This is a genomic window from Kocuria sp. HSID16901 (assembly GCF_003989425.1).
GTDB lineage: Bacteria > Actinomycetota > Actinomycetes > Actinomycetales > Micrococcaceae > Rothia > Rothia massiliensis.
Genome location: NZ_RBLM01000002.1, coordinates 110,223 through 130,631, shown reverse-complemented (window position 1 = coordinate 130,631; position 20,409 = coordinate 110,223). Strand labels below are relative to the sequence as shown.

The following is a 20,409-nucleotide window of genomic DNA, read 5'->3' as shown; positions in this document are numbered from 1 at the left end:
CCGTATCTGGGCTTTATCTGCCTCGAAGGCATGTCTATTGCGGTGGATTCAACCGGATGGTGTGCGGTCAAACCCCGATCCAGGTTTCCCCGGAATTCTAGTGAGCCTCCGCGACGGCACCTTGGAGGTACACCGCGAAGAGAAGCGTAAAGACGTAGGCCTGAATTGCCTGGATCAAGAGCTCCAAGAAGAAGAGGAAGATTCCGAAAACGCCGGAGAAGAGCGAGGCTACAATCCCGATACCGCCGACCTGGGTGACCAGGAAGGCCGTCAAGCTGGCGGCGACCATGATGGCCATGTGACCAGCGAACATCGTGGCGAACAGACGCAACGAGTGGGTAATCGGACGAATGATCAAGTTCGAGAGGAACTCGATGGGAATCAGAATGATGTAGAAGACCGGGGGAACTCCGGAAGGCATCGTCATCGCCTTGAAGAAGCCCACGAAACCCTTGGACTTGATGCCGACGGCTACCCAGCAAAGGTACGCAAAGCCTGCCATGAAATAGGCGCTACCTGCGTGGGAAAAGGTCGGCAGCTGAAGGAACGGGATGGAACCCCAGAGGTTGTTGACCAGTACGAAGAAGAAGGAGGCGAAGAGCAGCGGCACGAACGGCTTGAAGTGGTGGACGCCGATGATGTCTTTGCCAATGGAATTGCGAACGAAGCCGTATCCCATTTCGCCCGCGAACTGCATTTTACCGGGGACCATGGCCCGACGGCGGCCTGCGATCATGAAGAACGCCGCCACAACCACGACCGCAAGAAGCATGAGGAGCATCTGCTTGCCGAAGCCGAAGCTACCGACATTGAACAGGTCCGGCAGATGCATGTCCTCGATCGTGGGGGCCTGATAGGCCGCGACGACGTGCCCGGTTTCTCGCAAGGCGTGTCCTTTCCTCAGGAAGGTTGCGTCTTCGAAGCCAGAAGAAAGTTCACGGCCTCGATCAAGTAATCAGTTTATGTGCTTGAGGGAGGTCTAGTGGAACGACGAGTCGTCATCCCGCGGCCGCATATGGAGGTACACCAGGTAAAAACCGGCGAAGGCCCCTATGCCAGCGCCGAGCCACACAATCCAATGTGTCCCCAGCAAGCGATCCAGCCCATAGCCTACCAAACTCCAGAACCCGATTCCGATCACTATGTATAGCAAAATCATGATCGAGCCGGAGAGTCCACCTTGTTGGACGAGATCTCCCGCGTTTCGGAGATCACCCCGGTCGGGTTGTTCTTCGGCTCGGCCAGCTTGATCTGGCCCCTGTTCGGAGGTCACGGGCTGCCCTCTCTCGTTCGTGGCGATGGTCTCCGCCTCTCCTGGTCCGTCTCGAGAGGCTGCAAAAAATAGGGTATCCGGAGTCTCCAGATGACCCACACCTGCGTCCCTAGTGCCGCGACCACACAGGCAACGACGCCGATCAAGGCCCAAGTTCCGCTCCAAGACTCAGGGAATGGGACGACCGTGATGGCCACCAACCCAACGAGCGCTTTGACCACATAGGCGACCAGGAGATAGAACGCCGGATCCGAATTGAGCCTGTGGATCAGTCGCGTCACAATCCAGGTGACACACGTGGACCCCAGCATGAGGCCTGCACCAAAGGCAGCTCCCGGCGTCGCCGAACCCGGCCCCCACGGCAAGGAAATTATGAGGATTATCACCGTGACCACGGCGAGGTTTCCGAGCGTCGCGTCGCACAAGGCGATGACCGGCCGAGTCGTTTGCCGGGGGTGACGCAGCCACACGGGGCGTCTCATGCGGGACGCCTCTTGACGGCCGCGATCAGGCTCGGCAAGGAGAGGTACAACACCACAATGCAGATGACCAAGAACCCCATCCACAAGGTTCCGTCCACCTCAAAGGGAAGCGCCATGACCGTCAGAACCGTCACGGCCACCGTTGCGGCCGTCACCGTCAAGGCAGAGCCGAGGTGGCTCATCCCCAAGTCCGTGAGACGTTGATAAACGTGTTGGCGGTGCGGCTGATACCAGGCTTCTCCCCTATAGATCCGTTTGAGCAAGGTGAAGCCCGAATCCGCCAAGTAAATGACCACCGGCGAGAGAATGTATTCGATGTAGATATTCGACAGGAACGCCCCCACCGCACAGCAGGCAATGGCCCCGCCCAAGAAGTAGGAGCCGGTGTCTCCGAGAAATACCCGTTTGCCCAAGAGGTTCCACGGTAGAAATGCTAAGAATGCCGCGGCGATGGCGGCCCCACAGACCGTGAGCCAGGAAATATTGGTAGCCCAGCCGGCGTAGGAGTACGCCAAGCCCACCACGAGGCCGTGCAGCCCCGAAATTCCGTTGACGCCGTCGATGAAGTTCGCAACGTTGATGTAGCCGGCGATGGCCACGGTTCCGACAGGAATCCACCAAGCGGGTGTCGCCAGGGTGAAGGTGATTCCGGACGACACCGCCAATCCGATGAGCAGTTGGTAGCCGGCCCGCCAGCGAACCGGAAGCCCTCGGTAATCCTCGGCCCACCCCAAAGCCGCACAGAGCGTCATGCCGATCATGACCACCAAGAGTACGGAACGGTCGACCTCGACCAAGCCGCTCGCCCCGGAAATTCCTATGGCTACAAGGGCAGCGATCGCCGTGGCCAGGCCCATCCCTCGAATCGTCGGTGTCGTGTGCGACGACCGATGCCCGGGTATGTCGACGACGCCCCAGCGCGTCAACAACGGTCGGATAACGAGGGGCAAGATCGCGCCAAGGAATAGCGCGATCAGGGCGGGAATGAGGAATTGAGGCCAACCGGGGCCGCTGGATTCGATCATGCGGACTTGTCCCGACGCTCTTGGTCGTCCGTCGCCTCGTGACCCTTGTTCAAGACGACGCTCGGACCTCCGGAACCGTCTGGCGGCGAGACAACCGGAATTTCTTCAGTGGTCGGCATGTTGCCCCGGAGTTTCCATTCGTGACGGTCGAGATTCTCGGGGTCGAGCATGGTCGATTCGGTATGGGAGATCTGAGGGTGCCCCCTGTGCACACCGTGTTCGTCTACGCCAACGAGGTCCTCATGGAGCTTCTCCCCCGGCCGCAAGCCAGTAATCTCAATCTCGATATCCTCGCGACCACTCATGTGGATCAATTGCTGCGCGATGTCATAAATGCGGACCGGCTGACCCATATCCAGGATGAGCACCTCACCGGGCGCACCGATCGCACCCGCCTGAATGACGAGCTGACACGCCTCGGGAATCGTCATGAAGTACCGAGTCGCCTCTCGATCCGTCACGGTGATCGGGCCCCCGCGGCGAATTTGCTCCGTGAATAGCGGCAACATCGAACCTCGGGATCCAAAGACGTTACCGAAACGCACCGATGCGTAGCGCCCGTCGGTGTGATGGCCCATCCACGCCGTCATTTTCTCTGCCATGCGCTTGGAGTGGCCCAGCACCGTCGTCGGATTGGCTGCCTTGTCCGTGGAGACGTTCACGAAAACTTCGACGTCCACCGAAGCGGCCGCTTGCAGAACATTCCTCGAACCCAAGACGTTGGTTTGCCACGCTTCGTTGGGGTATTGCTCCAGAAGCGATACGTGTTTGAGGGCCGCCGCGTGGAAGACGACGTGCGGCCGCCGATGCGCGAAGATGCTCGCCAGAGCCTCAGGGTCTCGGATGTCTGCCAAGACCGTGTCGGGACCATCGAGCAGCCCCCGGCCGGTCATGGAGATTTGAGTCGCCTGAAGGGCGGATTCGTCGCGATCGAGCATGATGAGTTCGGAGGGCGAAAAGTGCTGAATCTGACGGCACAACTCGGAGCCGATCGATCCGCCGGCCCCAGTCACGAGCACGCGCTTGCCCGTGAGGTACTTGGCGATGCCCTCGACGTTGATGTCGACGGCTCGCTGCCCAATGATGTCTTCGAGCCGGATATCCCGGAGGTCCAACCCGTTGCCGGTGGTATTTCCGAACATGTCTTTGAGGGGTGGCGCCGTCAGAATACGCACGTCCATGCCGTCCAACTCTTCATGGACCTGATCCATGAGCGTGGACTTGACGTTGGCCATCGCGATGATCAGGACCCTGGCATTGGATCGACGCATCACGGTTCGCAGTTGGGAGACATTTCCCGCGACGGGCACGGAATTAATGCGCAGATGCTTCTTCGCGGGGTCGTCGTCGATCAGCGCAATCGGCAGATACGGCGAGTCCTTGTCTTGCACCATCTGCGTAATGAGGGTGTTCGCCAAGAAACCGGCGCCGTAGACGACCGCGTGCGGAGCGTGCGCGCTGGGTTTTGATTTTGACTCGACGTACATCCGCTTCAGATACCGCACCGCCGCCATGAAGAGCAGGGCAAAGGGGAACGCGATCATCGGAATCGATCGCGGCATATGCAGCGAGACCCCGAGGAAAAGGAGCATGATCTGCACAATGGCCGTCACGAGGACGGTCACCAGCATGAGGGCCTTGGCCTCGTCAAAACTGCCAAAGCTATAGCGTCCCCGATACAACGCAAAGACGCTGCCCACGAGGAGCTGCGCCACCACGGCAACGACACACACCAGCACGAGTCCCGGAACATGGACCAGCTTGTAATCCATTTCGTACCGAAGGAAGAGGCTGAGGAGAACGGCGACAACCCAGGAAATGGAGTCCAGGAAAATCTGGGTCCAGATCCATGTGCGGGGCCGCTCGTACCCGGCGTTCGGCTTCGCATCCGACGTCGTACCAATGCTCATGCCCGGTGGAGTCCTTCCTCTGACCCTGCGATATCCGTCTGGCGATCCGCCGCCCCCAAGTCGATCGATGAATCTTTCGAACCACGCCGGGAAATTAATGCACGATACGCACCGATTCGCCAGGCCCTCGGGACGAGACGGTATCCGCCGCGTACCACCACATTACGCGCCCACTGTCCCATTCCGATGAAACCCGAAGCGCGAAGGTGGCTCTGCAATTCGTATTCGCGACGCACGGCGGCGACCCCGCCCCGCCGCTTCCACGTCGGTATCCCGGCTCGATATTTCACCAGAGCCTCGTCGAGATTTCCGACGACGGCTCCGTCCCGCATCATTCTGGTCCACAGCCCGTAATCTTCCGCTCCGGGAATGGGCTCGTAACCGCCGGCCGCGCGAACCTGATCGACATCAAAAACCACTGTGGGGTGACAGATGGGGTTTCGAAGGGACGCGACGCGGCGAATGGCGGCCTGGTCAGTTTCAACATGACGTACAGATTGAACCTCAAGCAAGTCTCCGCTCATTTCGAGCATTGCCGAGCCGACGACGTCGTAGGCCCCGGAAGAGACCAGAGGAACCTGACGTTCGAACCGTTGCGGCAAGGAAGCGTCGTCGGCATCGACTCGCGCAACGACCCGGTACGAACATCTCCGAAGCCCAACGTTGAGAGCATTGGCCAGGCCGCCGTTTTCGGCCAAGCGTTGAATGACCACCTCGATGCCGCGGGATCCAGCCTCGGCTTCCAGGGCGTGAAGCTCCTGATCGAGGGCGGGAGCGATGGGACCGTCCACGACCACCACAACCTCGTGAGGGCGGAGGGTTTGTTCCCATGTAGCGGAGGCGAAAGCCGTTCGGAGCGCCTGAGGTTCGTCGCCGTGATAGACCGGCATCAAGACCGAGAAGGCGTCTTCATCTTCAGCTTTAGGTTGAAGTGGTGCCGCGCTTCCTGGAACCGCATGAGACCTCAGACTGTAGATTCCTCGCAGCGCTTGGTCATTCGTGCGAGGAGCCCGCAGGGCGTCACGGATTCCCCGGCCCAAGAGAGCCGCGACGTCCGTCCGCGCGGTCGCTTTCTGAAGGGTCCTGAACCACAGTCGCCCTGTGGCGCCCGCGTAGAGAATTTTCTCCCAAGGAGCCAGGGACTGACTGCGCGTAAAGACCCACAACTTATTGCGGACATCGTTATAAAAGCGTGGCCCGGGATTCGCGTCGGTGGTCCCGAAAGTCTTCGTATGATGCGCCACCACCGAGGTGGGCAACGAGATGGCGTCCCGGAATCGCGCGAGCCGTGTGGAGTACTCGAAATCGTCGTTCCAAATGAAATAGTCGACGATCGGTAGCCCCACCCGGCGCATCCCGGCCGCGTCCATGAGCAGGGATACGAAGGAGCCCGACCGAATGGTTTTGGCGCCTACCGCCGCAGCTCGAGCTTTACGGGCACGAGACGCACCAATTCGCTGAATCATGGAGTTCATCGGATGCTCGCGACCATCAGTCCACACGACGTGGCTAGCAACAAACGCGGGCCTCTCCTCTGGTGCATCCGCGTAACGTTGCCAGGCCTCCACGGATTCCTCGAGGGTTCCTTCCAATGGCTCGGTGTCGTCGTCCATGACCCACACCAGATCGGCGTCGTGCACGGAGAGCGCACGGTCAATTCCCACGGTGAATCCCCCAGCCCCGCCCGTATTCTGGGGTAGAGCAACCACGTCGAGGGGCAGTGGATAATCGAGGCTCTCCACATAGGAGAGGGTCTGATCCGTCGAGGCGTTGTCGACGAGCACCACCTGGTCGGGGACCTTGCGGCCACCGGCGATTCCCGAAAGGGTCTTCGGCAAGAGATGCACCCGGTTAAAGGTCACGACGACGGCCACAACCTTGGGACTCGGCTGGCTCCCCTGCTCGGGCGTGAGGCTCTGGTGCACAGTTTCCTTTCCCTCGCGCAGGTTGCGCGGCGGTGCTGTTCGTCCATACGTGCCGGATCCTCGAATCGGGAATGGACCGATTCTCTGGTTTTGGTCGGTAAAGTGGACCGGTAGAGTCACGAACTCCGTGACTCAGGAACGGCACCTGACAGTGTACCGGTAGGAGTGCCCCATACGTGGGCCACATGCCGCGTCACCGTCGAGTGGATGAAAGCGAGGAAATATGAGCCAGAGCACGTGGCGAGTACTCGGTGCCACCGGATTTGCCGGATCGGCCATCATGACGCGGCTTCAGCAAGAGGGCATCAACGCTTCCCCCGTGGCCGCGCCTCGACTCGCGACCTCCGCCGAGTCGGCGGGTCAGATCATCTCCGAAGCCCGTCGGTTGGAATCCGTGATCGATTACCTCGCAGATTCCTTTGCGGGAGCCGATGTGGTGGTCAATGCAGCGGGCCTGTCGGCTCCCGATCAGCAGGACCTTACGTCCCTGGTGGGTGCCAACGCTCTGCTTCCTACGGTCGTCGTGGTCGCGGCACAGCGCACGGGTGTGAAGCGCGTCGTCCACCTGAGCTCCGCGGCGGTTCAAGGTTCTCGACCGGTATTGGACGCGAGCGAGTCGACATCCCCCTTCTCCGCGTACTCTTTCTCTAAGGCTTTGGGAGAAGATTGCATCCTCCGTTTGAGAGAATTCATCAATGCCACCGCTCAGGCCGGTGCCGCACCCGGTTCCGCAGCATCAGATTTTCCCCCGGCACCGAGCGCCGCTCCGGCCGTAGTAGGCCCTCATCACGCCGCAGAACTTTGCATTGTTCGCGCGACATCCGTCCAGGGATCCGGCCGTAAAACCACGTCGAATCTGGCTCGCGTATCCGCCTCTCCCCTGGCCATGGTCGCCGGCAGTGGGGATCGCCCCACCCCCGTCACTTCGGTCCATGCTCTAGCGGAGTACGTCGTCTCCGTCGGGTCCTTCGCCGGTGACCTTCCCTCGATCGTCCTCCAACCGTGGGAAGGCGCCACCACGGGATCAGTGATTCGCGACGCCGGCCGCAAGAACCCACGGCACGTTCCGTCCTTCGCGCTTCGCCTGGGAGTCAAGATGGGCCACCTGATTTCTTCGGCGATGAATGAGAAGCTTCAAGGAGCTGTGCGTCGTGCCGAACTCATGTGGTTTGGCCAAGATCAGGACGACACGTGGGCGACCGAAAATGGGCTCCTCCCCGAACGACGGATCGGCTCCGTCCTCCGCGAAGCCCACACCGCTTCCGGTTCGCGTCGATAGGCGGCGCCCCGTGTAGAGGGGCACGACCCAGAAAGAAGGGCCTCTCCGGCACGCGGAGAGGCCCTTCTTTTCTCCCCGAGTCACAGGGCTCAAGCGACAGGGTTACTTATGAACGTTCGTCGCCGGATTCAGGGAAAAGCAACGAACGCGCCTCGTCCACGCCCAGCGGGCGAATGTCCTCCTGGCGAGCCCGACGTCGGTGATTCTCAGCGGATTCACGGGTGCGCAGTTGATCCACGGAACGGGCTTGATCCACGGAGCCGGAACGATGCGACGTGACCAGACCTTCCTCAACCGAACCTGGCGTGGCGGGTGCCGCATGAGGTCCATCTCCCGGTCCGTCCGCGATCGACTCGGTACGGTCCGGGGACTCCTCTGCAGCTTCCTGCTCCCGTTCCAACTCGTCACGGGTGATCAGGCGCGGCGCAACCTTCCTCAGCGAATCGAGGTCGAGGGCACCTTCTCTCACGACGACCGGACGTTCCCCAGTGAGATCGATGATGGTCGAGGGGACGGCCTCGGCCTCCGTGGCGACCTCAGCGCGTCCGATCGGGCGGACGCCGTCGTCGACAATGAGCTCCACCCGATCGCCGAGTTGCGCCACTGCCTCGTCGGCGTTCGTCGCCGCAGCCTGGCCCGTGCGGTTGGCCGAAGAAACGGCCAAGGGGCCGGTTCGACGCAGGATCTCACGGGTTAGATCGTCGTCGGGGACACGCAATGCGACGGTCCCGCGGGTCTCCCCGAGGTCCCAGTTCAATGACGGCTGCGAATACACGATGAGCGTCAGGGCACCCGGCCAAAAGGCTTCGGCGAGGGCCTCGGTATCCGCATTGAGTTCATCGGCCAGCCCTGGCAGCACACTCGCATCGGAGATCAAGACGGGAGGAGGCATCTGCCGGGACCTACCCTTGGCATTGAGCAGTTGTTGCACTCCCCCTCGCGAAAAGGCATCTGCCGCTATGCCATACACGGTGTCCGTGGGTATCACCGCGGTTCGACCGTCCAAGACGGCCTTCTCGACGGCGCTTACGGCGGTCTCGCGCTCCTCGTCGGTCTCTACGGTGTACACGGTTGCGTTCACAGTCGATGCGTCTTTCGTTGCGTTGCGGATAGTGCGTGGGCCCTGTGGCGATGTCATGTCCCAGCGTAGCCCTTGGTAGCCCGAGGCCGCCCGGTCAGGTCTGGAATCGTCTCGATGGATTCGAAACCGGCGGCGGCCAGAACCTCGCTGGCGGATTCCTTTTGTACCTCGGCATGTTCCATCACGAGCAGTCCGCCCGGTTTCAGCAATTGCGCGGCTCGACGGACAAAAGTCTCGGGAATGGCCATGCCGTCCTCCGAGCCGCCATAGAGCGCCATCTCCGGGTCGTGCTCTGCGACCTCGGGGTCTTTCGGTGTCGCGGAGGTCGGGATGTACGGCGGATTGGTGATGACGGCATCGACGCGGCACTCCCACCCGGGCAGTGCTTGGGCAGCATCTCCGTGGAGGATCTCCACGCGCTCGGCTGCCTCCGGAGTACCGGCCTCCGTGAATGCCGTCGTCGCGTTGCGACGGGCCCACGCGAGGGCCGTTTCCGAAAGCTCCACTCCGAAAACCTTACATCCCGGATTTTCGAACGCAGCCGACAGCGCCAGCGCGCCCGATCCCGTTCCAAGGTCCACGACGACGGCCTCCTGGTCGGGACTGAGGGAACAGAGATAGCCGTTGAGGTGCTCGATCAGCAGCTCTGTTTCGGGCCGAGGGATGAAAACCCCCGGGCCCACAGACAGCGTCAGATGACGAAAAGGGGCTTTTCCGGTCAGATGCTGAAGAGGAACTCGCCCCTCCCGTTCACGGACCAGATCCTCAAAAAAGCTTGGAGCGCTGGTTCGTCCCGTCAAGGCACGGGTGGCGACTTCACCCCGAGTGAGTTCGGGACCCGACGGCTCTCTGAGAGCATGGGCCGCCAAGAGTTCCGCCTCGGCTCGGGCAGATGCGATTCCCGCCTCTTCCAACCGGCGGGTCGCCATCCGGATCGCTTGGTCCAGGGGCAAACCTGCCACCTGACGGCCCGGCGCCGTGCCCGAAGCAACTGCTGGACGATTCCTCGACACGGGCTACTCGGAGTCGTCGCCCAGCGCGGCGAGACGGTGTTCTTCATCCATTTGGATCGCGGATTGAACCACGGCCTCGAGGTCGCCACCCATGACGGTTTCGAGGTTGTAAGCCTTGTACCCGGTGCGGTGATCGGCAATTCGATTTTCGGGGAAATTATAGGTACGGATGCGCTCAGAGCGATCCATTGTCTTGACCTGAGACTTACGGTGTTCCGCGGCCTCTGCATCCAACTGCTCTTGCTGATGCGCCAGGAGTCGGGCACGCAGCACGCGCATTGCTGCCTCGCGGTTCTGCAGCTGCGACTTTTCGTTCTGCATGGCCACAACGATTCCGGTCGGCAAGTGGGTAATGCGCACGGCGGAGTCGGTGGTATTGACGGACTGTCCTCCCGGTCCAGAGGAACGATAGACATCGATTTTCAGGTCGTTCTGGCTGATCTCGATCTCTTCCGGCTCGTCGACCTCGGGGAAAACCAAGACGCCGGCGGCCGACGTGTGAATGCGGCCTTGCGACTCCGTGACCGGAACGCGCTGCACGCGGTGCACGCCGCCTTCGTATTTGAGGTGAGCCCACACGCCCTCGGCCGGATCATTCGAATTACCCTTAACCGCCATCTGGACGTCTTTATAGCCACCCAAATCAGACTCGGTGGAGGAGATAATCTCTGTCTTCCATCCTTTGTGCTCGGCGTAGCGCGCGTACATCCGCAGCAGATCGCCAGCGAAGAGGGCAGACTCATCACCGCCCTCACCGGCCTTAACTTCCAGGATGACGTTACGTCCGTCGTCGGGATCACGGGGAATCAGCAGACGACGCAATCGTTCTTCGGCCGCCGAGAGGGACTCTTCCAGGCCGGGAATTTCGGCGGCGAAGTCGCTGTCTTCTTCGGCCATTTCCCGGGCCGCTTCCAAATCGCCTTCCAAGCCCCGGACCCGACGATAGGCTTCAACGATGCCATTGAGCTCCGAATAGCGGCGACCGAGCTTGCGGGCCTTCGCCTGGTCGGCGTGTACCGCGGGATCGGCGAGTTGCTCTTGCAATGCTTGATGCTCGTCGAGCAGGGAATGGATGGAATCGAACATGAGGTCCTCGGTGATCGTCAGTTGCGGGGTGTGGCCTCCAGTATTTCATCCTCCAGCGCGGCCACGGCACTCGGACGACAAAAGCCGGCGCCCGGTCCACCGGGGTGGAACGGGCGCCGGCTCAAGCCTGCTAGTCGTCAGACTTGGAGCCCAACGTGGTCTTCTGAACCTGCAACAGGAACTGCACGTTGGTCGGGGTGTCACGCAACTTGCTGGTGAGCACCTCGAGAGCCTGCTGCTGGTCGAGACCGGCGAGCACGCGACGCAGTCGCCACATGATCTTGATCTCGTCCTGTGACAACAAGTTCTCTTCGCGGCGGGTGCCGGACTCGTTGACGTCCACGGCCGGGAAAATTCGCTTGTCGGCAAGCTGACGGGACAGACGCAACTCCATGTTGCCGGTTCCCTTGAACTCTTCGAAGATCACTTCGTCCATCTTCGAGCCAGTCTCCACCAGAGCCGTCGCGAGGATCGTCAAGGAGCCGCCCTCTTCGATATTGCGAGCGGCACCGAAGAATCGCTTGGGCGGGTAGAGAGCCGCAGAGTCCACGCCACCGCTCAGAATGCGGCCGGAAGCGGGAGCAGCCAAGTTGTACGCACGACCCAGGCGAGTCATCGAGTCCAAGAGGACGACGACGTCGTGCCCCATTTCGACGAGTCGCTTGGCACGCTCGATCGCCAATTCCGCGACGGTCGTGTGGTCGTCTGCCGGGCGATCGAAGGTCGAGGCAATAACCTCGCCGTTGACCGTGCGCTGCATATCGGTCACTTCTTCGGGTCGCTCGTCCACCAAAACCATCATGAGGTGAACCTCAGGGTTGTTCGTGGTGATCGCGTTGGCGATGGACTGAAGCATCAGCGTCTTACCCGCCTTGGGCGGCGAGACAATGAGACCACGCTGTCCCTTACCGATCGGGGCCACGAGGTCGACCACGCGAGGTCCGATGCGCTTCTGTTCCGTCTCGAGGCGAAGACGCTCGTTCGGGTAAAGCGGCGTGAGTTTGTTGAACTCCACGCGGTCGTTGAGCTCTTCGACCTTCTTACCGTTAACGCTGGTCAGCTGGACCAGTGCGTTGAACTTCTGGCGGGAGTTGTTCTGGTTCTCTCCCTCACGCGGTGCCCGGATGGCACCGACGACGGCGTCACCCTTACGCAGGTGATTCTTCTTGACCTGCGCCAGCGAAACGTAAACATCATTGGGGCCGGGAAGGTAACCGGAGGTCCGGACGAATGCGTAGTTGTCCAGCACATCCAAGATGCCGGCGACGGGTAGCAGAACGTCGTCCTCGGTGACCTCGGTGTCGTCGACCTCTGGGCCATTATTGCGGCCGCGGCGACGGTCTCGACGATCGTTCCGGTTGCGGTTGCGGCGATTGCGGCCACCCTTGCGATTGTCGTCATCGTCCGGGCCGTTGTTATTGCCCTTATTCCGGTTATTACGACGGTCGTTATTCTTACCGTCGTTGGAATTCTTACCGTCGTTATTCTGACGGGAATCGTTCTGACGGTTGCCATCCTCAGACTGGTGGTCTTTCGACTTATTCCGTCCGCGACGATTGCGGTCGTTCGAACCTTTCTCCTCACCATTGGAGGAGTCTTGGTCTTGCCCGCCCTGTTTGGAGCCACGCTGATCGTTGCGCTTGCCGCGCTCTTGATCCTGCTGATTACCGTCAGTCTGGCCTTGGTTCGAGGAGGACTGCTCCTCATGGTTCTGGGAGTTGCCCGTATTCTGAGGGGCGTCCTTCTCCGGTGCAGAATCCGAGGTCACACGACGTGAACGCGAGCGCTTCGGGCGTTCGGACGAAGTATTGTCGGACGAGTTCTTGCTCTCCGCCGAAGCTTCCTGCGGAGAAGAATCTTGGTTCTTCTGCTCCGAGTTCTTCTTGTCACGGTCGGCGACGGACGAACCACGCTGGTGAGCCGAAATGGCTTCCACCAGGGCAGATTTACGCATCCGACGAGCACCGACGATCCCCAATTGCGAAGCGAGCGATTGAAGCTGCGCAAGCTTGAGCGCGCTCAGGCCGCTTTTGCCCTTATTGTCGCTCTGGGTCGCCTGATCATTATTGCTGGTGTTCTGAGTTTCTTGAGACTCGGCACGATGGCGAGTCTGTTCAGCCGAATCGTTGGCCGGCTGGTCCGCACCCGATAGGTCGGTCGATACGGTCACGAAGGATCCTTCCCCCTCGACATGGCTTGGCCTTCTGAAGCACAAGCCGAATATTAATGGTCTGCACACACCGCCAGAATTGACGCGATGCGCACGCAATTCACGCGCCAGATAGCACGCAAATCAACGACGCGGCTCTGCCCTCATTACCCGGAAAACTTCTCTACGTCAGTTCACCGTGGCATTTCTTTGTCGTGAGCACACCCGGTCCGCGACCGAGACACGCTCATGGCGACAACATCAAAACTGAGGGGCGTGATGTGAACGCGTCCACCCGCCAGAGCGGCGGGCTTTCTTCATCCGATCTGATGAACTCAGCCATCACATGACGGGGAGTTCGATCGGCAAACCTCGCAACCTCAAAAAGTCAGACGGGTTTGTTGTGCTCAACTATAACACCGTTCCGGTCAACGGTCAGCCTTTCGACATTCCACGTGATGTCTTGGTCGTCGGCCTGATCAAGATCGCCGGAGTTCAACGCCTCTATGGCAGCCACGATGCGCTTCGATTCCTCCTCGCTTCCGGCCAACGCCAAAACCGTAGGACCGGCTCCCGAAATGATGGCGGCATGTCCACGCCCACGGAGATGAGCCACGAGTGATGCACTCGGCACCATCGCGCTGGCACGATACTGCTGGTGGAGGTGGTCCTCGGTACCGGCAAAGAGCTCTTCCGGAGCGTCCTTCATCGCGTGGACTAGCAGCGCGGCCCGGCCGGAATTGATAGATGCTTCCCGGTGAGGTACGGTCTCGGGGATGAGCCCCCGGGCGATGCGCGTGGGAACCTCGTAGTCGGGCACGGCGACGACGGGGATGATCTTCTCGTTGACCGTCACCGGCACCGAATGGAATCCGTCAGCGCTCGAGTATGAGATGACCAATCCCCCATACAACGACGGGGCGACATTGTCCGGGTGACCTTCCATCTGTGAGCACACCTGCAATACCGCGTTGTCCGAGAGGCGAACCTCTTCCGGAACCATTGCGTTCGCCGCCACGACCCCGGCGACAATGGCCGAAGCGGACGATCCCATGCCTCGCGAATGAGGGATGCGCTGGTGGGCCGTGATGCGGAGGCCAGGCAATTCCAACAATCCGATGGCCCGCCACGCAGTTCGCATGGCACGAACAACCAGGTGATCTTCGGTTCGCGGAACGTCGTCGCTACCTTCACCGCTGAGGTCAAAGCTCAACGGTTCCTCGGTGCGTTCAACCGTGATTTCGTCATAACGGCCCAACGCCAATCCGAGGCTGTCGTACCCGGGTCCCACGTTCCCCGTCGACGCGGGGACCCGAACACTCACGGTAGTTCCGATCGGAATTAAATCTGGCCCGTAGGAGGCGGCAGATTCTCCATCGATCAGGCGTGTATTGCTCATACAGGCCGCCTTACTCGAGGCCTAGGGCGTCGGCGACCGAAACGACGTCGAAGTCCACCGTCTTCGGTTCCACGTCTGCGCCGTCGGCACCCTTGAGAGCCCACTGCGGGTCCTTCAGGCCATGGCCGGTCACCGTAATCACGATTGTCTTACCTTGAGGCGCTTCACCTGCTCGGTGCTTTTTCAACAGGCCGGCCACGCCAGCGGCGGAGGCGGGCTCCACGAAGACCCCCTCTTGCGAGGAGAGCCAACGGTGAGCTTCAAGGATTTCCTCATCAGTGACGGACTCGATCAGTCCGCCCGACTCGTCTCTGGCAGCAACGGCCTGGTCCCACGACGCAGGATTTCCGATCCGAATCGCGGTCGCGATCGTGTCCGGCTCAGACACCGGATGCCCTTGAACGATGGGTGCGGCACCGGCGGCCTGGAATCCCCACATAGCCGGCGTCGTGGTCGAGACGGCGGGCAGCGTCTCTCCGGCATCGTTCACGTACGGCGCCGAATATTCCTGATAGCCCTTCCAGTAGGCCGTGATATTTCCGGCGTTTCCGACCGGCAAGAGGTGATAGTCGGGCGCATCTCCCAAGACATCGACGACCTCGAAGGCCCCGGTCTTCTGGCCCTCGATGCGTGCCGGATTCACGGAATTGACGAGGAACACCGGGTAATTCTCGGCGAGCTTGCGGGCCACCTCGAGGCAATTGTCAAAGTTGCCGTTGACCTGGAGTAGCTCGGCGCCATGAGCGATGGCCTGGGATAGCTTGCCCATGGCGATCTTGCCTTCGGGCACCAAAACGGCACACGTGAGCCCGGCCTGAGTCGCGTAAGCTGCCGCCGACGCAGAGGTATTGCCCGTGGATGCGCACACGACAGCCTTCGCGCCTTGCTCCTTGGCCGCGGTGATCGCCATCGTCATCCCGCGGTCCTTGAAGGAGCCGGTGGGGTTCATGCCTTCGAACTTGATGTAGACCTCGTTGCCGGTGTGCTCCGAGAGTTTGGGGGCATGGATCAGCGGGGTTCCGCCCTCCCCCAGGGTCACAATGTTCTTCGCGTCCGAGACCGGCAAACGGTCGATGTACTCGTTGATGACGCCTCGCCAGACGTGTGCCATGGGTTTCCTCACGTTCGGGTGGCCGGAAGGATTGCCGGCCGGTAATTGATGGTGTACTTAGCCTTCGACCTGGATGACCGATGCGACGTCGAAAACAGCAGACAAGCTGCTCAGCTCGTCGATGGTGGACTTCAGCTTTTGGTCGCTGGTCTTGTGGGTCACAATTCGGATCGTTGCATCGGCGCCCTCGACGTCTTCTCGCTCCCGATGCTTGGTTTGGTGCATCGTTTCGATCGAGACGCCGTTCTCAGCAAACTTGTTGGCGATGCTCGCGAGCACACCGAGCTGGTCTTTAACGAGCAGGCCAACCGTGTAACGGGACACCACGTTGGACAACGATGTGGCCTGAAGTCCGCGATAGGAGTAGTCCGGAACTCCCGGACCGCCCAGGACGCCGCGCCGTGCGAGGGATACGAAGTCGCCCATGACGGCCGACGCCGTGGGTGCTCCACCCGCGCCCGGTCCGTAAAACATGAGTTCACCGGCATCACGCGACTCCACGAAAACCGCGTTGTAGGCATCTCGGACGCTCGCTAAAGGGTGTGTGCGCGGAATCAGAGTCGGGTTCACCCTGATGTTGACGCCCTCGCCGTCGCGCTCACACACGGAGAGCAACTTGATCACGTAACCGTCGTTCTTGGCCGCTGCGACGTCGTCGGCCGTGATCTCAGAAATGCCCGTGCAGTGCACGTCATCGATGTGGAATTCCGAGTGAAAGGCCAGCGATGCGACGATCGCGGCCTTGGCAGCGGCATCGTGCCCCTCGATATCCGCGGTCGGGTCGGCTTCGGCATAACCGAGCTTCTGGGCTTCGGCGAGGACCTCATCGAAGGCGGCACCGTGGGAGTCCATCGCGTCGAGCATGAAGTTGGTGGTGCCATTCATGATTCCCAAGACCCGGGTGACGTGGTCGCCCGCCAGCGAATCGCGCAAAGGGCGCAGGATCGGAATGGCGCCGGCCACGGCGGCCTCAAAGGAGAATTGCGCTCCGGACTCTCGCGCCGCGGCCATTAATTCTGCGCCGTGCGCGGCAATCAACGCCTTATTCCCAGAAACAACGTGTTTACCGGCGTTCAATGCTCGGAGGATGCGGGTACGAGCCGGCTCCATGCCACCCGTCAATTCGATGACGACGTCGGCCCGGTCGATCAAGGAGTCAGCATCCGTGGTGTACAGGGAAGTGTCGGCCTGATACTCCCGGGGCGCGTCCAGAGACCGTACGGCGATGCCGATGAGCTCTGGCACTCCACCAATCCGCTCGGTGAGGTCTTTGCGGTCTTCCGTGAGGATCCGCGCCACCTGCGAGCCCACGGTTCCAGCGCCCAGGAGGGCAACCTTAAGGGTCGGTTTGGTCATGAATTCTCCTTGATGTTTCCGGTACCGGATTTATAAACCGGCGTCCCGTGCGAAAAGATCTGCCTCGGTCTCGCCACGAACGATCACCCGAGGATCGCTCTGCGCAGACGTAGCCACGACTCCCGGTCGCGGCAGATAGTTGTAGTTGCTGGATAACGCCCAGCAATATGCTCCAGTGGCCGCCACAGCAAGGATGTCGCCGGAGCGGAGGTCGGCCGGGAGGTAGCAATATCGAACGACGATGTCCCCGGATTCACAGTGCTTACCCACGACCCGGGACAATACCTGGGGTCCGTCAGGAGCCCGATTCGCCAAGGTCACGGTGTAATCCGCGTCGTAGAGAACCGGTCGTGCGTTATCCGACATTCCGCCGTCCACCGAGACGTAACGTCGCACCTGAGTTTGACCGTCCGGTGAATCGACGGCAACGTCCTTGAGGGTGCCCACGGTGTATAGCGTCGCCCCGGCCGGTCCGGTGAGGGCTCGTCCGGGTTCGATGGATACGTGAGGTATCTTCAGGTCGAGTTCTGCGCACACCGTTGAGATGACGCGCGCCAGGTCAGAGGCGATCTCTCCCGGACGGCGCGGTGTATCACCGGCGATGTATCCAATGCCGTAGCCGCCCCCGATGTCCAGTTCCGGGATGCTCTGGCCGATGCGGCGGCTGACATCGGCGATGAAACGCAAGACGCGTTCGGCCGCCACACCGAATCCTTCGGCCTCAAAGATCTGAGAACCAATGTGGCAGTGGAATCCGCGCAGGCTGATGCCATCGAGTGACCCGGAGAGCACTGCCGCCAGCATGGCTGCCGAATCCGAGCCGGAGAGCTGCAACCGTGACCACAGTTCCTCCCCGACCGCGTCGCGGGCGAGTTCCGCGGTACCAGCGGCTAGCGAGACCCCAAATTTTTGGTCTTCATGGGCCGTAGCAATGAAATCGTGCGTTTCCGCGTGCACGCCAGGCGTCACACGGATCATCACCGGAGCCGTGACACCGAGGGCGCGAGCTTCACGGTCGATGAGGAACAATTCGGGGACGGAATCGGCGACGATGCGGCCGACTCCTTCCGCGAGAGCCCGGCGGATTTCTGCGGACGATTTATTGTTCCCGTGGAGAGCGATTCGTTCGGCCGGCATACCGGCGGCCAAACCCAAGGCAAGTTCACCGCCCGACGCCGTATCCAAGTTGAGCCCTTCTTCTCGGGCCCATCGAGCGACCGATGCACAGAGGAACGCTTTGCCGGCGTAATACACCGAAACTTCGGCGTCGTGCTGGCCAAAGGCCTCTTCGAAGGCCTCACGGTATTCACGGGACCGGCTCCGGAAGGTGTCCTCCGAATACACATACGTCGGCGTGCCAAAGTCTCGAACCAAGTCAGAGACCAGGTGACCGTCGATGGACAGTTCCCCCGAGTCTTCGCGCTGGTAAGAAGGTGTCCAGATGGCGGGGTCGAGGGCCGCGGGTTCCGAAGGCACGGTCAGCCAATCCGGAATAAGAGTCCCCTCCGTGGTGCCCATCTACATCCTCTCCGGGGCGCTGACGCCCAGCAGGTCGAGCCCGTTGGCCAGAACCTGGGTCGTGGCATCGTTGAGGGCCAGTCGGGTTCGGTGCGTGTCGGTGATCTCTTCATCGCCCTTCGGTGCCACACGGCACGAGTCGTACCAGCGATGGTAAGCGCCAGCGAGGCGCTCCAAGTATCGGGCAACGCGATGCGGCTCGCGCAGCTCGGCGGACTCGAGCACGACGCCCGGGAATTGCCCCAAAACCGCAAGGAGGTCCTCGTCCGCGGCCGAGTCAAGGAGCGCGGCATCGAAGGATTCTGCGGTACGCTCCACTCCGGCGTCTGCGGCGTTGCGAGCCACGGCACAGGTTCGCGCGTGGGCATATTGCACGTAGAAGACTGGGTTCTCGTTGGACCTCTTGGTGAGCACATCCAGGTCGATGTCGATATTGGAATCCACCGAGAACCTGGTCAGTGAGTACCGAGCCGCGTCGACGCCAACGATGTCCACGAGGTCCTCGAGGGTGACCACGGTCCCGGCACGCTTGGACATACGGACGGCCTGTCCGTCACGCACCAGATTAACCATTTGCCCGATCATGACCTCGACGGCGTCGGGGTCGTCCCCAATGGCCGCGGCCGCAGCCTTGAGTCGAGCGATATAGCCGTGGTGGTCGGCGCCCAACATATAGATGGCAAGGTCCGCACCTCGGCGGCGCTTATCCGCGATGTACGCGATGTCGCCGGCGATGTAGGCCGCATTGCCGTCGGACTTGATGACCACGCGATCCTTGTCATCGCCGTATTCGGTCGAGCGCAGCCACCATGCGCCGTCGGCAAAGTACAAACGGTCGCTGCCCTTGAGCTCCTCAAGAACCTGCTCGACTGCTCCCGACTCGAACAGCGAGTTCTCATGGAAGTACACGTCGAAGTCCACGCCGAATTCGTGGAGAGACGTCTTGATCTCTTCGAACATCATCTCGACGCCGAAAGAGCGGAAAACTTCCTGCGGATCATCGGATTCGAGAGCGTCCGGCCTTTGACTTAAGACGCGACGCGCGATCTCCCCAATGTATGCGCCGCCATAACCGTCCTCCGGGGTTCCTTCGCCGCGGGCGTCCGCCAGCAAAGACTTGGAGAACCTATCGATCTGGGTGCCGTGATCGTTGAAGTAGTACTCCCGTGTCACCTGGGCACCATTCGCGGAAAGGATCCGAGCCAAGGAGTCGCCCACGGCCGCCCAACGCGTCCCGCCCAAGTGAATCGGGCCGGTCGGGTTGGCCGAGACAAACTCCAGGTTGATGTGCCGTCCGGCCAGTTTCTCGGAACGGCCGTATGCGGCTCCAGCCTCAAGAATGGCCTGGGCCAGAATTCCCGCGGCCGCGGCGTCGAGGACAATATTGAGGAACCCTGGTCCAGCAATGTCCACCGCGGAGACGCCGTCGATGGCTTCAATCCGCGCGGCGAGGGCCTGCGCTACCTCCCGGGGGTTTTTGCCGACCTTTTTGCCGAGTTGAAGTGCAATGTTGGTCGCCCAATCACCGTGTTGCCGGTTTTTAGGTCGCTCAACTTTCACCTCGGGCATCGACTGACCGTCAGCGAGAACGAGTTCGCCTTCTGCTATCGCCTGATCGAGGCATTCGGAAATTGCTGTGGAAAGTTCTTCGGGAGTCACCGGGCCAGTCTACAAGGAGTCGACCGATGACTCCGCTCATGACATCCTCGGTAACGGGCGCTACACGCGCCGTCACGTGAATCCTCAGGCCAGTCCTTGCCTCGTGATTCGAGACGGATGACGCATCGAGCTCGTTTGGGATC

At 61.1% G+C, this 20,409-nt stretch carries 16 protein-coding genes; 1 reads left to right on the top strand and 15 read right to left on the bottom strand.

Features of this window, described 5'->3' with window-relative positions:
• Positions 1–97: 97 nt before the first annotated feature.
• The 6 genes from atpB to D8M21_RS02740 all read right to left on the bottom strand — a co-directional run bounded on the left by atpB (position 98) and on the right by D8M21_RS02740 (position 6,615).
• Positions 98–832 (bottom strand): F0F1 ATP synthase subunit A, encoded by a 735-nt coding sequence (gene atpB / locus D8M21_RS02765; RefSeq protein ID WP_048680575.1) that lies wholly within the window; start codon positions 830–832, stop codon positions 98–100.
• Between the two features lie 147 nt (positions 833–979).
• Positions 980–1,273 (bottom strand): AtpZ/AtpI family protein, encoded by a 294-nt coding sequence (locus tag D8M21_RS02760; RefSeq protein ID WP_048680210.1) that lies wholly within the window; start codon positions 1,271–1,273, stop codon positions 980–982.
• Positions 1,270–1,755 carry a hypothetical protein gene (locus D8M21_RS02755; RefSeq protein ID WP_126855646.1) on the bottom strand — a complete coding sequence of 162 codons (486 nt, stop codon included), beginning with the start codon at positions 1,753–1,755 and terminating at the stop codon, positions 1,270–1,272. Before D8M21_RS02755 ends, D8M21_RS02760 begins: the two co-directional genes overlap by 4 nt.
• Positions 1,752–2,780: an MraY family glycosyltransferase gene (locus D8M21_RS02750; protein WP_048680216.1), complete on the bottom strand. Its 1,029-nt coding sequence runs from the start codon at positions 2,778–2,780 to the stop codon at positions 1,752–1,754. Before D8M21_RS02750 ends, D8M21_RS02755 begins: the two co-directional genes overlap by 4 nt.
• Positions 2,777–4,690: a polysaccharide biosynthesis protein gene (locus D8M21_RS02745; RefSeq protein ID WP_065424255.1), complete on the bottom strand. Its 1,914-nt coding sequence runs from the start codon at positions 4,688–4,690 to the stop codon at positions 2,777–2,779. Before D8M21_RS02745 ends, D8M21_RS02750 begins: the two co-directional genes overlap by 4 nt.
• A complete protein-coding gene (locus D8M21_RS02740; RefSeq protein ID WP_048680218.1) occupies positions 4,687–6,615 on the bottom strand; it encodes a glycosyltransferase in 1,929 nt (642 codons plus the stop codon). The genes D8M21_RS02745 and D8M21_RS02740 overlap by 4 nt, the downstream gene beginning before the upstream one ends.
• Before the next feature lie 223 nt (positions 6,616–6,838).
• On the opposite strand from D8M21_RS02740, the gene D8M21_RS02735 reads away from it, so the two are divergent.
• Positions 6,839–7,894: an NAD-dependent epimerase/dehydratase family protein gene (locus D8M21_RS02735; protein WP_048680219.1), complete on the top strand. Its 1,056-nt coding sequence runs from the start codon at positions 6,839–6,841 to the stop codon at positions 7,892–7,894.
• A gap of 106 nt (positions 7,895–8,000) precedes the next feature.
• On the opposite strand, the gene D8M21_RS02730 is transcribed toward D8M21_RS02735, so the two are convergent.
• From D8M21_RS02730 to argS, 9 genes are all read right to left on the bottom strand, one after another.
• Positions 8,001–8,975 carry an L-threonylcarbamoyladenylate synthase gene (locus tag D8M21_RS02730; RefSeq protein WP_053089967.1) on the bottom strand — a complete coding sequence of 325 codons (975 nt, stop codon included), beginning with the start codon at positions 8,973–8,975 and terminating at the stop codon, positions 8,001–8,003.
• 53 nt (positions 8,976–9,028) lie between these two features.
• Positions 9,029–9,988, bottom strand: a complete 960-nt coding sequence (gene prmC / locus D8M21_RS02725; RefSeq protein WP_238650995.1) for a peptide chain release factor N(5)-glutamine methyltransferase — start codon at positions 9,986–9,988, stop codon at positions 9,029–9,031.
• 3 nt (positions 9,989–9,991) lie between these two features.
• On the bottom strand, positions 9,992–11,074 hold the full coding sequence (gene prfA, locus D8M21_RS02720; RefSeq protein ID WP_048680222.1) for a peptide chain release factor 1: 1,083 nt from the start codon (positions 11,072–11,074) through the stop codon (positions 9,992–9,994).
• Positions 11,075–11,204: 130 nt separating this feature from the next.
• The gene (rho, locus tag D8M21_RS02715; protein WP_048680224.1) at positions 11,205–13,244 is read right to left on the bottom strand and encodes a transcription termination factor Rho; all 2,040 of its coding nucleotides are present in this window, start codon (positions 13,242–13,244) and stop codon (positions 11,205–11,207) included.
• A gap of 367 nt (positions 13,245–13,611) precedes the next feature.
• Entirely contained in the window at positions 13,612–14,622 is a 1,011-nt protein-coding gene (gene thrB, locus D8M21_RS02710) for a homoserine kinase (RefSeq protein ID WP_048680226.1), read from the bottom strand.
• Positions 14,623–14,632: 10 nt separating this feature from the next.
• Positions 14,633–15,733 carry a threonine synthase gene (gene thrC / locus D8M21_RS02705; protein ID WP_048680229.1) on the bottom strand — a complete coding sequence of 367 codons (1,101 nt, stop codon included), beginning with the start codon at positions 15,731–15,733 and terminating at the stop codon, positions 14,633–14,635.
• A gap of 57 nt (positions 15,734–15,790) precedes the next feature.
• Positions 15,791–17,089, bottom strand: coding sequence for a homoserine dehydrogenase (locus D8M21_RS02700; RefSeq protein ID WP_048680230.1), 1,299 nt, complete (start codon positions 17,087–17,089; stop codon positions 15,791–15,793).
• A 30-nt stretch (positions 17,090–17,119) separates the two neighbouring features.
• On the bottom strand, positions 17,120–18,607 hold the full coding sequence (locus tag D8M21_RS02695; RefSeq protein WP_126855645.1) for a diaminopimelate decarboxylase family protein: 1,488 nt from the start codon (positions 18,605–18,607) through the stop codon (positions 17,120–17,122).
• On the bottom strand, positions 18,608–20,266 hold the full coding sequence (gene argS, locus D8M21_RS02690; RefSeq protein ID WP_048680235.1) for an arginine--tRNA ligase: 1,659 nt from the start codon (positions 20,264–20,266) through the stop codon (positions 18,608–18,610).
• Between the last annotated feature and the right edge of the window lie 143 nt (positions 20,267–20,409).

Coding starts and splice junctions, on each gene's coding strand:
- D8M21_RS02700 (WP_048680230.1), bottom strand. CDS start 17,089: ATGACCAAACCGACCCTTAAGGTTGCCCTCCTGGGCGCTGGAACCGTG.
- D8M21_RS02750 (WP_048680216.1), bottom strand. CDS start 2,780: ATGATCGAATCCAGCGGCCCCGGTTGGCCTCAATTCCTCATTCCCGCC.
- atpB (WP_048680575.1), bottom strand. CDS start 832: ATGCATCTGCCGGACCTGTTCAATGTCGGTAGCTTCGGCTTCGGCAAG.
- D8M21_RS02735 (WP_048680219.1), top strand. CDS start 6,839: ATGAGCCAGAGCACGTGGCGAGTACTCGGTGCCACCGGATTTGCCGGA.
- D8M21_RS02755 (WP_126855646.1), bottom strand. CDS start 1,755: ATGAGACGCCCCGTGTGGCTGCGTCACCCCCGGCAAACGACTCGGCCG.
- prfA (WP_048680222.1), bottom strand. CDS start 11,074: ATGTTCGATTCCATCCATTCCCTGCTCGACGAGCATCAAGCATTGCAA.
- D8M21_RS02745 (WP_065424255.1), bottom strand. CDS start 4,690: ATGAGCATTGGTACGACGTCGGATGCGAAGCCGAACGCCGGGTACGAG.
- D8M21_RS02695 (WP_126855645.1), bottom strand. CDS start 18,607: ATGGGCACCACGGAGGGGACTCTTATTCCGGATTGGCTGACCGTGCCT.
- thrC (WP_048680229.1), bottom strand. CDS start 15,733: ATGGCACACGTCTGGCGAGGCGTCATCAACGAGTACATCGACCGTTTG.
- thrB (WP_048680226.1), bottom strand. CDS start 14,622: ATGAGCAATACACGCCTGATCGATGGAGAATCTGCCGCCTCCTACGGG.